General features: G+C 60.1%; 10 protein-coding genes and 2 tRNA genes. 3 read left to right on the top strand and 9 right to left on the bottom strand.

What is annotated here, in order from left to right; genetic code table 11:
• Nucleotides 1-29: 29 nt before the first annotated feature.
• The 3 genes from ATO7_RS16025 to ATO7_RS16015 all read right to left on the bottom strand — a co-directional run bounded on the left by ATO7_RS16025 (nucleotide 30) and on the right by ATO7_RS16015 (nucleotide 1,096).
• Nucleotides 30-105 (bottom strand) — tRNA-Glu (locus tag ATO7_RS16025).
• A 27-nt stretch (nucleotides 106-132) separates the two neighbouring features.
• A tRNA-Ala gene (locus ATO7_RS16020) sits at nucleotides 133-208 on the bottom strand.
• 99 nt (nucleotides 209-307) lie between these two features.
• A complete protein-coding gene (locus ATO7_RS16015) occupies nucleotides 308-1,096 on the bottom strand; it encodes a M48 family metallopeptidase (protein ID WP_240499505.1) in 789 nt (262 codons plus the stop codon).
• A gap of 143 nt (nucleotides 1,097-1,239) precedes the next feature.
• On the opposite strand from ATO7_RS16015, the gene ATO7_RS16010 reads away from it, so the two are divergent.
• Nucleotides 1,240-3,285 carry a protein-disulfide reductase DsbD family protein gene (locus ATO7_RS16010; RefSeq protein WP_158523244.1) on the top strand — a complete coding sequence of 682 codons (2,046 nt, stop codon included), beginning with the start codon at nucleotides 1,240-1,242 and terminating at the stop codon, nucleotides 3,283-3,285.
• Between the two features lie 51 nt (nucleotides 3,286-3,336).
• On the opposite strand, the gene ATO7_RS16005 is transcribed toward ATO7_RS16010, so the two are convergent.
• Nucleotides 3,337-3,597, bottom strand: a complete 261-nt coding sequence (locus ATO7_RS16005; protein ID WP_083563419.1) for a hypothetical protein — start codon at nucleotides 3,595-3,597, stop codon at nucleotides 3,337-3,339.
• Nucleotides 3,598-3,726: 129 nt separating this feature from the next.
• On the opposite strand from ATO7_RS16005, the gene ATO7_RS16000 reads away from it, so the two are divergent.
• A complete protein-coding gene (locus ATO7_RS16000) occupies nucleotides 3,727-5,481 on the top strand; it encodes an acyl-CoA dehydrogenase C-terminal domain-containing protein (RefSeq protein WP_083563418.1) in 1,755 nt (584 codons plus the stop codon).
• A 69-nt stretch (nucleotides 5,482-5,550) separates the two neighbouring features.
• Here ATO7_RS16000 and ATO7_RS15995 read toward each other — a convergent pair whose 3' ends face one another.
• Nucleotides 5,551-6,558: a 3-oxoacyl-ACP synthase III family protein gene (locus ATO7_RS15995; RefSeq protein WP_083563417.1), complete on the bottom strand. Its 1,008-nt coding sequence runs from the start codon at nucleotides 6,556-6,558 to the stop codon at nucleotides 5,551-5,553.
• Nucleotides 6,559-6,714: 156 nt separating this feature from the next.
• Here ATO7_RS15995 and ATO7_RS15990 point away from each other — a divergent pair, with 156 nt between their 5' ends.
• The gene (locus tag ATO7_RS15990) at nucleotides 6,715-8,343 is read left to right on the top strand and encodes a phytoene desaturase family protein (protein WP_083563416.1); all 1,629 of its coding nucleotides are present in this window, start codon (nucleotides 6,715-6,717) and stop codon (nucleotides 8,341-8,343) included.
• Nucleotides 8,344-8,350: 7 nt separating this feature from the next.
• Here ATO7_RS15990 and ATO7_RS15985 read toward each other — a convergent pair whose 3' ends face one another.
• The 4 genes from ATO7_RS15985 to ATO7_RS15970 all read right to left on the bottom strand — a co-directional run bounded on the left by ATO7_RS15985 (nucleotide 8,351) and on the right by ATO7_RS15970 (nucleotide 13,620).
• The gene (locus ATO7_RS15985; protein ID WP_083563415.1) at nucleotides 8,351-8,968 is read right to left on the bottom strand and encodes a carbonic anhydrase; all 618 of its coding nucleotides are present in this window, start codon (nucleotides 8,966-8,968) and stop codon (nucleotides 8,351-8,353) included.
• On the bottom strand, nucleotides 8,968-9,396 hold the full coding sequence (locus tag ATO7_RS15980) for a ProQ/FINO family protein (protein WP_083563414.1): 429 nt from the start codon (nucleotides 9,394-9,396) through the stop codon (nucleotides 8,968-8,970). Before ATO7_RS15980 ends, ATO7_RS15985 begins: the two co-directional genes overlap by 1 nt.
• Nucleotides 9,397-9,496: 100 nt before the next feature.
• The gene (locus ATO7_RS15975; RefSeq protein ID WP_083563413.1) at nucleotides 9,497-12,613 is read right to left on the bottom strand and encodes an efflux RND transporter permease subunit; all 3,117 of its coding nucleotides are present in this window, start codon (nucleotides 12,611-12,613) and stop codon (nucleotides 9,497-9,499) included.
• Complete coding sequence (locus tag ATO7_RS15970) at nucleotides 12,610-13,620, bottom strand: efflux RND transporter periplasmic adaptor subunit (protein WP_206044960.1); 1,011 nt, start codon at nucleotides 13,618-13,620, stop codon at nucleotides 12,610-12,612. Before ATO7_RS15970 ends, ATO7_RS15975 begins: the two co-directional genes overlap by 4 nt.
• Between the last annotated feature and the right edge of the window lie 114 nt (nucleotides 13,621-13,734).

Raw genomic sequence — 13,734 nt, 5'->3', positions numbered from 1 at the left:
AACGCCCGCAAAATGCGGGCGAAATCAAATGGCGTCCCCTAGGGGATTCGAACCCCTGTCGCCGCCGTGAAAGGGCGGTGTCCTAGGCCTCTAGACGAAGGGGACACAGGACTTTTTACCTTGGCCGGTATTTGGTGGAGCTAGGCGGGATCGAACCGCCGACCTCCTGCATGCCATGCAGGCGCTCTCCCAGCTGAGCTATAGCCCCGGCTAAAGAGCGGCGCATTTTAGGGAGTTCTCCCACACTGCGCAAGTCCTTTTCGAGTTTTTTTAACCACGCCGATCAGAACCCCAAGCATGACCAGGATCAGCAGCTCGGCTTGCGCCCGGCACGCTGCGCCGCCTGGTACTCCGGCATCACCTCAGGAATGTGCGCCTGCAGGTCCGCAATGCGTGTGGCATGGGATGGATGTGTGGACATGAACTCTGGCGGCGCACCGCCCCCCTGACTGGCCATGTTCTGCCACAAGCTCACGCTCTCGCGCGGGTCAAATCCACCTTTGGCCATGATTGCCAAGCCCATGATGTCCGCCTCGGATTCATGCGCGCGGGAGAACGGCAGCAACAATCCCACCTGGGTACCCAGGCCAAGCAGCGACATCGCAGTCTGTTGCGTAGCCGGGCCATAAGCACCGGCTACCGCGTCAACCACGGTCATACCCAGATTGGTCAAGGTGCTGGCCGATGCCCGTTCGTTGCTGTGCTCTGCGAGTACGTGCCCAACTTCATGACCGATCACTGCAGCCAGCTGACTCTGGTTCTTGGCCACATCAAGCAGGCCGGTATGCACCCCAATCTTGCCACCGGGCAGAGCGAAGGCGTTGGCTGATTCATCCTCGAACAGGGTCACCTCCCACTCACCACCAACCACGCTGGTAATGGATCGCGCCACGCATGCAACGTAGCGGGTTGCCTGGGCATTTTTGCTGATCGTCTGTTCCTGCTTGATCTGCGCATAGGCCTCCGCGCCCATCGCGTTCATTTGCTCAGCCCCCATCAGCTTGATGGTTTTGCGCCCTGTTGGTGAGGTTGCGCAACCCACCACCACGACGACAGCCACACAGGCGACGAGCCAATATTTAATCTTCGAATTCACCACTCTCTCCAACGTTCTGCTTGATGCGGCAAGGTAAAAGTGTCCCACACCTGAACCCGCGCGGCGTTAAAGTCCGTCTTACTTCACTCAATTCAGCTTATGGCGGCGATGAACATTTATCGCCCGCATGGGTCTTTGTCTGCATGAAAAACATTCTGTTCCTGATCAGCTTGGCGCTGAGTATGCTCAGCGGCGCTGCTTTTGGTGCGGGCAACGCCCAGGTAAGCACCCAGTTTTATGGCGGCCCAGCACCCGATGGGCGCGACTTTCTGCTCGCCCTGGAGCTTGCCCCCAATGTTGGCTGGCATACCTACTGGGACAATCCCGGCGATGCCGGCCTGGGCACACGGCTCCGCTGGACCCTGCCAGACGGCGTCAGTGCCGGCCCGGTACTGTGGCCGGCACCCAAAGCCTATCTCGAAGGTGACCTGCAAACCTACGGCTACGGTGAGGCTCATACCCTGCTGACTCGGGTAAGCATTGCGCCCGAAACACCTGATAGCGCCCTGATCAGCCTTAAGGCGCGCTGGCTGGTGTGCAAAGACATCTGCATACCGGAATCAGCCGACCACCAGATCAGCGTGGCCGAAATTCGTGCTGGCGGCATGCAGGACCTTCTTGCCGAGGCCCTGCAAGCCCTACCCGAGACATTGCAGAGTCGCGGTCACTTCGACCTGCGTGATGGACGTGTTTACACCCTCATCCCGCTGCCCGCGGATGCGCTGGCCGGCGCCAGCAATCCGCAATGGTTCCCGGCACAAGCCAAATTCATCGCCCATGCCGGGGATGTGCAATGGCAACGCGGCAACGCCGGCATCGTGGTCAGTAATCCGCAGCACTCCGATTTCCGTCAGCCCGAGCAAGCCGTCCGTGGCGTTCTAACTGTGGACTTGCAGGGCCAGCGCCACGCCATTGAACTCACGCTGACGCCGGGCGACGTCCCGACCGATCTGGCCGATTGGAGCGCGGCACCACAAAGCCCCTCAACCCCACTGTGGACCATCCTGCTGATGGCCTTTGCAGGCGGACTGATCCTGAACCTGATGCCCTGCGTTTTCCCGGTACTGACGCTCAAAGCCATGAATCTGGCGCGAGCCGAATCCCTGGCCGACAAGCGCATGGAAAGCATTGCGTACACCGTAGGCGTCGTGCTGTCGTTTCTGGTTATCGCAGCGGCCCTGCTTGCACTGCGCGCCGGTGGCGCCGCGCTGGGCTGGGGGTTTCAGCTGCAAAACCCGGTTGTGGTCAGCCTGCTGGCCGCGCTGATGGTAATACTCGGACTGGCCTTGCTGGGCTGGAGCCAACTGGGCATGAGCTGGATGGGCGCAGGGCAAAGCCTGACGCAACAATCCGGCCTGCGCGGCGCGTTCTTTACCGGCGTGTTGGCCGTGGTTGTCGCCAGCCCTTGCACGGCGCCATTCATGGGCGGCGCCCTGGGTTATGCCGTCCTGCAGCCTGCGCCAGTGGCCCTGGGCATCTTCGCGGCTTTGGGACTGGGTCTTGCTGCCCCCTTCGCATTGCTGCCATGGGTGCCGGCACTGGCTCACCGCCTGCCCAAGCCCGGGCCGTGGATGGAAACACTCAAGCACTGGATGGCCATTCCTCTGTTGCTGACCGCCGCCTGGCTGTACTGGGTGCTGTGGCGCCAGGCCGGCAGCCCAGGCCTAGCTCTAGGATTGCTCGGCGCTATCACGCTGGCGTACGGCCTGCGCCAGAAACCCGGAGAAAGCCGTACCGCCGGCAAACGCATCGCCATCATAGGCGGCTTGATGCTGGCCGCAGCACCACTGTGGACGCCCCCACCCGAGGCTCGCGAAATCAGCGGCAACTGGCAGAGCTGGTCGGCTCAGCGCGTGCTCGAGGCGCAGTCACAAGGACGCATGGTGTTCGTCGACTTCACTGCCGACTGGTGCCTGTCCTGCCTGGCTAATGAACGTACCGTGCTGGCCAGCAACGAAGTACAAACACTGTTCAAGCAACACGACACCTTGCTCCTCAAGGCTGACTGGACTCAGTACGACCCGGCGATCACAGCCGCACTGGCGGAGTTCGGCCGCAACGGAGTCCCGCTGTATCTGGTCTATCCGCCCAGCGGCGGCGCAGCCGAAGTGCTCCCGCAATTGCTGACCCGCGGGGTTGTACGCAGCGCACTGCAACGCGCGGCCGATGCCGATGCACCGGCGTCGTAAACCCACGGCACGATGAGCCTGCGCCACGCGCAGGCTCGAGCGCTTGCGCGCCTAGTCGATGCCCTTGGCCGAGAGAAAGATCACGCTCTCGCCGACGATCTTGGCATCCACGTACTTGTCATCCTTGCCCCAGCGACACGACTTGGTGTTGACCACCGCGGTGCACTCGGTGGGCTCACCAAGTATGGCGACCACTTCATCGTAGGGCATGCCGACCTCGAGCTTGTCGTAATTCTCAGCGCTCAGACGGTCACATCCGACCAGAGCAAGGCACAGGGCGGCGAGCAGGAAAGGCGAGCTTGGCTTCATCATGAACAATCTACGCTTTGGGTCTCCGAGCCCGGATTGTAATGCATCCAATGCCCCACGGAAGCGCGTAGAAAAGGGAGAGAAAACCCGCGTGATAATATTCGCGCCCCCTTTACATAAATAGACAGCACGATGGCCGAGTACAAAGCCCCGGAACGAGACATTAAATTTGCCCTGCGCAACGTGCTCAACGTTGACCAACTGGCTGAGCTGGACGTCTTCGCCGATGCCACCCCCGACATCATCGACGGGGTCATCGACGAAGCAGCCAAATTCATCGAAGCGCGCCTGCTGCCGCTGCGCGAATCCGGTGATGCCCAAGGCTGCAAGGTCGCCGACAATGTGGTGACGGTCCCCGATGGCTATGCTGAGGCCTACCGTGATTTTGTCGAATCCGGCTGGGTTGGGCTGTGCAACGATCCGCAATGGGGCGGCCAGGGCCTGCCCTACACGCTGTCCAAGGTGGTCGAGGAAATGACCTGCGCGGCCAACGTCGCGTTTGACCTGTACCCAAGCCTGACCAACGGCTGCTTTGAAGCGCTGCAAGCTCACGCCAGCGACGAACAAAAAGCCACCTACCTGCCCAAATTGGGCACCGGTGAGTGGACCGGCACCATGTGCATCACTGAGCCTCAGGCCGGCTCCGATCTGGCCGCAGTGCGCACCAAGGCGGTTAAGCAGGCCGACGGCAGCTACCGCATCTCCGGAATGAAGATCTTCATCACTTCCGGCGAACACGAAATGACCGACAACATCGTGCATTACGTGCTGGCCCGCTGTGATGACTCGCCTGAAGGCATCAAGGGTCTGTCGACCTTCATCGTGCCCAAATATCTGGTCAACAGCGACGGCAGTCTGGGCGAACGCAACCCGGTCAAATGCCAGGCCATCGAGCACAAGATGGGCATCAACGCCTCGGTAACCTGCGTGATGGTGTTCGAAGAGGCGATCGGCTATCTGGTCGGCGATCAGAACCGCGGCATCATGAACATGTTCACGATGATGAATCTGGCCCGCATCATGGTCGGCTACCAGGGCCTGGGCCAGGCCGAACTGGCCACCCAGAACGCCATCCGCTACGCCAAGGAACGCATCCAGGGCAAAACCCTGACCGGTGGCGACGGCCCCATCGCCGATCACCCGGATGTGCGGCGCATGCTCATGACCATGAAGGCCTACACCGAAGCCGCCCGCGTGATGGCCTACGAAACGGCCATTCACGTCGATCTGGCGCATCAGCACCCGGACGCCTCCGTACGCGAAGACGCCAACGACTGGGTCGAACTGACTACTCCGCTGGTCAAGGCTTTCTGCACCGATCTCGCAGTGGAGAACGGTAGCAGCGCGATCCAGGTTTACGGCGGGCACGGCTTTATCAAAGAGCACGGCATCGAGCAGATCGTGCGCGACTCCAAAATCCTGTGCCTGTACGAAGGCACCAACGGCATTCAGGCCATGGATCTGGTGCGCCGCAAACTGCAACTGCATGGCGGTCGCCTGGCCCAGCGCTTCTTCGACCGCGTGCGCGTGGCGATTAATGACGCTGAATCCGAGCTGGACTTCATCAGTGCCCCGCTGGACCGCGCCCTGACCGCTCTGGAAGCCACCACCCAGTGGCTGCGTGACCGCTTCAACGACAACCCCAACGACGCCGGTGCCGGCGCCGTGCAGTATCAGCGTGCCTTTGCCCTGACCATGCTCGGCTACAACTGGCTGCGCATGGCGGATGCCGCCCTGGCCTATACCGACGATGCGGACTTCAAAGCCGCCAAGCTGGCCACCGCACGCTTCTTCGCCACGCGCCTGCTACCGGAAGTGCACAGCCTGCTCGAGGCGGTGGAAGCCGGCGACAACGGCATGATGGATCTGGCTCTGGACGCGCTGTAAGGTTCCTGGCCATTTGCGAGCACAAAAAAGGCGGGTCTCGAACCCGCCTTTTTTATGCCTTAGCGTCGGCTACCAACGCATCAAAACCGCACCCCAGGTAAACCCCGCACCGAATGCAGCTGCGCAAACCAGATCACCGGGTTTGACTTTGCCCAGCTCCAAGGCATCCATCAGACACAGGGGTATGGTGGCCGCGGTGGTGTTCCCCAGCTTCTGAATGTTGTTGTGGACCTTTGATGCATCCAGACGCAACAGCTTGCCCACCATCTCATTGATACGCAGATTGGCCTGGTGCGGAATCAGCATATCCAGATCGGCGATGCCCAAGCCTTCGGCCTCGAGCACTTCCATCACCACTTCCGGCATCCGCTTGACGGCTGTTTTGAAGACCTTCTGGCCTTCCATATTCGGGTACTGAACCGCCGCCTCAAGATTGTCGTGGGTGATGAAGTCGGTCCGCCCGGGCGCCATGCCGGGATATTGCATGGCCAGGCATTCGGCATCGGCGCCTTCGGAGTGCATACGGCTGGTCAGAATGCCGCGCTCCGGATCGTCGCTCACACCCAGCACGGCCGCACCGGCCGCATCGCCGAACAGCACTGTTACCGTACGCCCGCGGGTGGATTTGTCCAGGGCCTTGGAATGCACCTCGCCGCCAATCAAAAGAATCTTCTTGTACTGACCGGCACGGATAAAGGCATCGGCCATCTGCAGGCCATACACGAACCCTGAGCATTGCTCCCGAATATCAAAGGCCGGGACAGGCCCGATACCCAGTTCACGTTGCACCAACACACCGCAGCCCGGGAAGTAGTAATCCGGCGACAAGGTGGCGTAAATGATGCAATCGATCTCACCCGGCTCCACACCGGCATTGTCCAGCGCAGCCTGTGCGGCCTTGACTCCCATGGTGTAGTTGCCTTCTTCAGGCTCCACCCAGCGTCGCTCTTCAATGCCTGATCGCTCCACGATCCAGTCGTGGCTGGTGTCCATGACCTCGGCCAGATCATGATTGGTGACGACCTTGGGTGGCAAATACCTGCCCAGACCCAAAATGCGACTGCGCACTTCTGCCATTGCTCGCTCCGGTGATTGACTCGGCGATATTAACAGGTGGCGAACGCCGCGGGCCCGTCCAAAAGGATTGAATCTTCAACCCAAACCCGGAATATAAGCAGCTTGATTCTATAAAAATGCGGCAACCACGCCGCCACGCATTGAGGAGATCCCCAGATGAAACGCATCGGCAAACGCTATCGCAGTGGTCGAGCCGCCCCCCATTACGACACCATCGTGATTGGTTCAGGTATCGGCGGACTGTGCAATGCCGCACTGCTGTCAAAACTGGGGCAGAAAGTGGCGGTGTTTGAGCAGCACTACACCGCGGGCGGCTTTACCCATTCCTACGAACGCGAAGGCTACGAATGGGACGTGGGCGTGCATTATGTTGGCGAGGTGCACAAACCCCACTCGCCACTGCGTCGTATCTTCGACGTTATCAGCGACGGGCGGCTTGAATGGGCACCAATGGATGAGATCTACGATCGCATCATCGTCGATGGGCGCAGTTACGATTTCCCGGCTGGGCGCGAAAACTTCGTTGCCGCCATGAAAGGCTACTTCCCGGACGAAGCGGACGCCATCGACGCCTATGTGGAGTTGGTCGACAACGTGGCGCGGGCCGCACGCAAACTGTTCGCAGGTCAGGCCATGCCGCCGTGGCTGGCCAAGGCCTACAACATCACGCGTGGCATGCAGATTCCCAAGCAAACGCTGATGAAAACGCGTGATGTGCTGGAATCACTGACCAGCAACCAAGAACTGATCGCGGTCTTGACCGGGCAATGGGGCGACTATGGCATGGTCCCGGCGGAAGCCACGTTCTTCATGCATGCCTCAGTGGTGAAACACTACTTCGGAGGCGGCAGTTACCCGGTCGGAGGCTCGTGGAAGATTGCCGAAACCATCGCACCCACCATTCGCGCCAGCGGCGGCGAAGTCTTTACCTACGCCCGGGTTGATGGGATCCATCTGGAGAACGGCCACGCTGTGGGCGTGCGCATGGACACCGGCGACATCATCCGCGCAGACAACATCGTCAGCGCAGCGGGCGCGCGCATCACTTACGAAAAACTCTTGCCCTCTGAGGCGCAAAACAAACTCGGCGTTGAGCGCAAGATGCAAACGGTCAAACCCTCCAGCGCGCATCTGTGCCTGTATGTCGGCCTCAAGGGTAGCGCCGAGGAACTCGACATCCCCAAAACCAACCTGTGGATATACCCTTCAGCGGATCACGAAGGAAACATCCAACGGTTCGAGAATGATGCCAGCCAGCCTTTCCCCTTGCTGTACATCAGCTTCCCCTCGGCCAAGGATCCTGCATGGCCTGAAAATTACCCCGGAAAGAGCACCGTCGAGGTACTGACCCTGGGCCCCTATGAATGGTTTGAACAGTGGCAGGACAAGACCTGGAACCAGCGCGGCGAAGACTATGACGCCTTTAAGGAGCGTTTCTCGCAACGCCTGCTGGATGAGCTGTTTCAACGCATGCCGCAACTCAAGCCAGCGCTGGATTACTACGAGCTGTCCACGCCGCTCTCAACGCAATGGTTCCAGCTCAACGACCGCGGCGAGATCTATGGCCTGGACCACGACCCCGAGCGCTTCAAGCAGGATTGGCTGCACCCGGTTTCACCGATCAAGAATCTCTATCTGACTGGTCAGGATGTCGTCACCGCCGGGGTCGGCGGCGCGCTCATCGGCGGCTTGATGACCACCGGCGCCATGCTCGGCCCGCGCAAGTTTCAGGATGTGATGAAGCTGATCAAAAACTGGCAACCGGCAGGGCAGGCCGCCAGCTAGAGGCCGTTCAGGCGAGCTCTTCGGGGAGGTCGAGGAAAGTGACCTCCCCGCTTTGCATGTTGTATTCGGCGCCCACGATCATCAGTTTGCGCTCGTTGATCAGACCCTCAAGGATTTGCGAACCCGCTTTGAGCTGCTGCACAGAGGCGCGCACGTTGGCCCGCACAGCCGCCCCCATGAGTTTGTCCTGATCGTCCCAGGCGCCACGCTCCATCAGCGGCTTCAAGGCCGGTTCAATACGGCTCACAATCGACCGAAGATTGCGGGACGCTCCGTCCGTGGGGGTAGTCATCTCGCTCAACGTCGCCGTCACGGCGCCGCACGATCCATGCCCAAGCACCACAACCAGCGGTGTGCCGAATTGGGTGGCGGCAAATTCAACGCTGCCAATCTGGGTCGGCGCCACAATGTTGCCGGCCACACGAATCACGAAGAGATCACCCAAGCCCTGATCAAAAACCAGTTCCGCAGGCACGCGGGAATCCGAACACCCCAGGATCACAGCGAAAGGTGACTGCCCGGAAGAGAGTTCGCTGGGTAGACGATCCGGCAACTTGAGCAGACGCTCTACAAACCGCCGGTTGCCTTCACGCAGTCGGTTAAGCGCTTCGGTAATTGCTGGCATCAGGTCGTAATCTTGGACAGTTTCTTCATCCAGCGGTCTGAGCGCTGGTCCTGCTCTTTGCGTTCGCGCGCGCCTTTCATGCGCTCGCGGATCGCAGCCACCTTTTCAGCTGCCGCTTTGGCGTCTTCTGCACTGACCTGACCCGCGCTCTGGCCGGCCAGATCAATGCGCTCTGCCTCAGCCTTGATCGAGAGTTGGTAACCCAATGCACCGGTGTACCAGCGCAAGGCACTGGTCAACTGATAACTGGCCAGCTGGTTCCCTTCATCCGCCAAGATATCTTTATGAATCCCGACTTTGAGCGGTTTTCTCGCCTTGGGGTCTTCAAAAAAAGTTTCGGGATAGCGGTCGATCAGCGCCGGTAGCCATTCTTCACGGGCACGGCGGCTGCGCTGCTGGTTTTTTTTACGCGTTTGAGAATCGGACATGGCCTGAATCAGCCGAGAACAGGGGGCCGTATGACGGTCGTGCCCCTAATTCTACCTTGGGACACGCAAAAGCGCCCTAACCGCATATCGGACACCGCCATTAAAGGCCAGCCTGGCGCACAGCACGCCGCTGGGCAATGCCCAATATCTGAGTGAGCAACACAGGTAGAAAGGTCAGCGTGACTGCGGTGGAAAACAGCAAACCAAACAATACGATCGCGCCCACGCCGCGATACAACTCAGTGCCCGCCCCGGGCACAAAGACCAGCGGTGACAAGCCGCAAAGCGTGGTAATCGTAGACATGAGGATTGGCCGCAGCCTGGATTCCACCGCACTGGATACGGCCTGCTTAACCGCCATCCCGCGCTCTTTCAGGTTATGCCGAGCCTGGTCAACGATCAGGATCGGGTTGTTCACCACAGTTCCCAGCAAGATCAAAAAGCCCAGCATGGAAATCATATCGAACGGCTGGGCCACGAAAACGTTCATCAGCGCCAGTCCCGCAATCCCCCCGGCAATGCCCAACGGCACAGTGGTCAAAATAATCAGCGGATAGCCCCAGTGCGTAAATATCGCTACCAGCAGCAGAAAGCACAGCATCACCGCGACGACAAAGTTGCCTGAAAGGGCCTCACGGGTAGCATCCAACTGATCAGCCGCACCGGAGATGTCGAGCAGCACGCCTGGTGGAATCTTGCCTTCGGACTGCAGAGCGTCAAGCACATCGCCCTGCACGATCCTGACCGCCTGCTCCAAAGGAATCTCGCGTGGCGCAATGATATTCAGGGTCACAGTGCGGCGCCCGTTAATACGCCGGATTTGATCGGTATCGGCCACTTCCACAAAATCGGCCACAGCAGATAAGGGCACAACACCACGCGGTGTGTGCAGCGGCAAATCCTGCAATTCTCCCAGTGACTGACGATAGCCTTGCGCGCCGTACAGGAACATGTCGACCTTGTCATCGCCGATGAAGAACTCGTCGACGAAAGCGCCATCTGACAACACCGCCACTGCGTAGCCGAAAGCCTCCGCCGTCAATCCCAGCTCGGCCAGACGTGCCCAATCCGGACGAATCTGAATCAATGGCTGAGTCAGAGACAAAGACGATGGCTCTGAACCGATCTGCGGATTGTTTAGCGCCTCTCCCGCTCGGTCATATACCGCGCGAGCAGCCACGAACAAATCGACCAGCTGAGCACCGGAGATGTCGACATTGACGCTGCGCGTGCCCCCATCATTGCTTGAGATGATCGACCCCCGTGCCGCGAACGCCCGCATCCCGGGCTCCTCGCGATAACGCGCAGTCAGTGCCGCCATCAAGGCATCAATATGTGCAGGATTCACGGTTTCAGCAATGATCCGTAACCCGGCCGGGTCGACAGACAAGTTCATGTAGGCCATGGCGGGCACATCAGTCTCACCACGCTCAAAACGGGCCGGATCGTCGCCCACATAGGGCTGCAGGTCGGTCTGAACACGCTGCGCCACCTCGCTCATTTCAGACAGGTTGTAACCCGGCGGGGCAATCATGCGCGCAAAGGTCTTGGGCTCCTCACCTTCCGGCAAGTACTCAGCTGGCGGGGTGAGCCCGACAATCACACCCGCCGTAACAACAACCACGCCCGCCAGATACATCCAGCGCCTGGCCGCAGAAGCGATCAAAGCATCCACAAGCTGAATCACGACACGCTTGAATCGACCTGCTGGCTCGTGTCGCCCGGCCGTGTCACCGAAGCGCATATGCACACTGGCGGCGGGCACCAATGTTGTAGCCACCAGCATGGACACCAGAATGGCCGAGGAAATGGCAACGGCCACGTCCGAATAGAGCTGGCCGGCCTCTTCACGAATAAACAGGATTGGCGCAAATACAAGCACCGTGGTCATCGTTGAGGCCAGCACGGCCGGCCAAACGCGGCGCACGCCCGCCACCGCAGCCGCCATACGCTCAAGCCCGCGACGACGCTCCCGCTCGATGGCTTCCAGCACAACAATGCTGTTATCCAACGTCATACCGATGGAAAACGCCACGCCAGCCAGCGAAATCACGTTTATTGTGCGGCCAAACGCAAGCAAGCCCATGAACGCCGCGATCGTACAGATCGGTATGCCAAGCACCCCGACCAACGTCGCCGGCAATGAGCGCAGAAACACAAACATCACAAGCGTGGCCAGACATGCACCGAGAACCAGGTTCTGCCAAACATTGGCTACCGAGGCTTCAACGTAGCGCACGTCATCACTGATCAAACGCATGCGTAAGCCCGCCGGCTCCAGTACACGTTGATTGATGTCGTCGATCACCGGCATCAGGTCGCGCTTGATCTGCACCACATTGGAGCCCGAGAGTCGCCTCACTGACATACCCAGGGTCGGTTCGCCATCGGTAAAAGACAGGCTCCGCGGCTCGAAATGATCCAGACGCACAGTGGCCACATCACGCAGACGCACCAACGTGTCTCCACGCTGAGCAACAACCATCTCGCGCAGGTCCTCAAGCTCTTCGAAGCGCCCGACCGTACGCAGCAAATAACGCCGCTTGCCACTGTCGATGTCACCCGCTGATCGGTCACGATTGCGCGCCCGAACCGCATCACGCAATTCGCTCAGACTCAGCCCACGCTCAGCCAGCGCCGCAGCATCCACTTCAATTTGCACCTGACGCGCAGCACCACCGCCGACCTGAACCTGCGCAACCCCCGGAACACGCTCCATGCGCGGCCGGACATTGTCCTCGATAAAGTCCTGCATCAGGTCAAGGTCCAGGCCTAACGGATTACCGGGCTCCGCCGTGACCCTGAAGTACATGAAGGAATTCTGCGAAAACGAGGTGGCCGAAACGGTCGGTTGATCAACATTCTCCGGATAGGCCGGAACCTGCGACAGCGCGTTGTTTACGTCCAGCAAGGCCCGCGTGATATCAACGCCGAATGGAAACTCCAACTCAATTTGAGCCAGGCCTGTGGTGGCTTGTGATTTGAGCCGCGCCAGCCCCGGGATCGTGCGCAGGTAGTCTTCCTGCTCGATCAGGATTTCCTTTTCGATATCCTGCGGAGTCGCACCGGCCCAACTGGTCTCAACCGAGATGCGACGCACTTCAAGGTCTGGAATCATCTGCACTGGCACGCGAAACGCTGCCAGTACCCCGAGCACACAGATCACCAGCGCAATGACAGTGAGCAATGTACCGCGCCGGATCAGACCTTCCATCATGGCGCGAACACTCGCGCCTGGACTGCCTGCCCCGAACGCAGCGTTTCGTTGCCTCGGACGATCACCCGATCATCTGCTGTCAAACCCTCAAGCACTACCACGCGTTCACCACGTTGCGCACCTAAAGTCACAGGCTGGCGCCGCACTGAGTTCTTCTCGTCCAGCACCCATACCATGCTGGAACCATCAGGAAACCGCAGCAATGCGTCCCGCGGTATGACCACCGCCTGCTCAGCCCCCGGCAATGCAAAACGCACGCGGGCCGACATGCCGGGTACGACCGTATCGGGCGACGCATCGATCGCGACCCGCACCAGAAAACTACGCGCCTGAGCGTCAAGAGCCTCAACCCGGGCGTCAATGCGCCCGTTCAGAGACTGCCCCGGCAAGGCATCAATCAGCACGCTGGCCGCCTGTGTTGTCTGCAATTCGCGATAGCGCTGTTGAGGAACTTGCACATCAACCCGCAAGTCATCCAACGCCACCAGCTCAAGCACTGCCTGTCCAGGCGTGACCCACTCACCCGGCGCCACCAGACGCCGCCGGATGACGCCATCAAACGGCGCTCTGACTTGATGGCGAGCGACAATCTCTGCTTGCTCGGCATGCTGTGCCTTGAGCCGCGCCAGGGCCGCCGCGGCCAGGTCGGCCTCTGCACGACGCGTGGCATACTCAGATTGCGGCAAGCTGCCGCGTTCAGCCAGCGGCTGCGCTTCGTCGCGCAGTCTGCGTGCCTCAGCCAGGCGGGTTCGGGCCTCTTCCAACGCCGCCGCCTCACGTTGCAGGCTCAATGCAGCCAGGGTCGCGTCCAGGGTCAGGAGTGTTTGATCGTTCTCAACCCGGTCACCGGCATCAACCTGGACATCAGCCACCAGGCCCTGCAACTGGGTGGACAGTGCGGCATCACGTGCCGTTGTCACGGTGCCGGTCAATGCCAACTCCTGCCCGACAGTGGCCAGCTCCGGCGTCACATACTCGACCACAGCTTGCGCCTGAACGGCGCTCACAGCCAGCAAAAACGAGGCTGCAAAAAGCCTCACGCATACGGATTTCACAACGATGGATCCCTGTTCGCGACACTGCTCCCCAATACGCAGTGTCTCCCAAGCGAAAACAGTGGA

The organism is Oceanococcus atlanticus (genome assembly GCF_002088235.1).
Classification (GTDB): Bacteria; Pseudomonadota; Gammaproteobacteria; order Nevskiales; family Oceanococcaceae; genus Oceanococcus; species Oceanococcus atlanticus.
Note: the sequence above shows the minus strand (reverse complement) of the source record. Positions and strands in the feature narration are given on the sequence as shown.

Bases quoted from the DNA above. Each gene is read 5' to 3' on its own strand.
- ATO7_RS15985 (WP_083563415.1), bottom strand. From the start codon at position 8,968: ATGCCAGCAATTACCGAAGCGCTTAACCGACTGCGTGAAGGCAACCGG.
- ATO7_RS15995 (WP_083563417.1), bottom strand. From the start codon at position 6,558: ATGGCAGAAGTGCGCAGTCGCATTTTGGGTCTGGGCAGGTATTTGCCA.
- ATO7_RS16000 (WP_083563418.1), top strand. From the start codon at position 3,727: ATGGCCGAGTACAAAGCCCCGGAACGAGACATTAAATTTGCCCTGCGC.
- ATO7_RS16010 (WP_158523244.1), top strand. From the start codon at position 1,240: ATGAAAAACATTCTGTTCCTGATCAGCTTGGCGCTGAGTATGCTCAGC.
- ATO7_RS16005 (WP_083563419.1), bottom strand. From the start codon at position 3,597: ATGATGAAGCCAAGCTCGCCTTTCCTGCTCGCCGCCCTGTGCCTTGCT.
- ATO7_RS15975 (WP_083563413.1), bottom strand. From the start codon at position 12,613: ATGATGGAAGGTCTGATCCGGCGCGGTACATTGCTCACTGTCATTGCG.
- ATO7_RS15990 (WP_083563416.1), top strand. From the start codon at position 6,715: ATGAAACGCATCGGCAAACGCTATCGCAGTGGTCGAGCCGCCCCCCAT.
- ATO7_RS15980 (WP_083563414.1), bottom strand. From the start codon at position 9,396: ATGTCCGATTCTCAAACGCGTAAAAAAAACCAGCAGCGCAGCCGCCGT.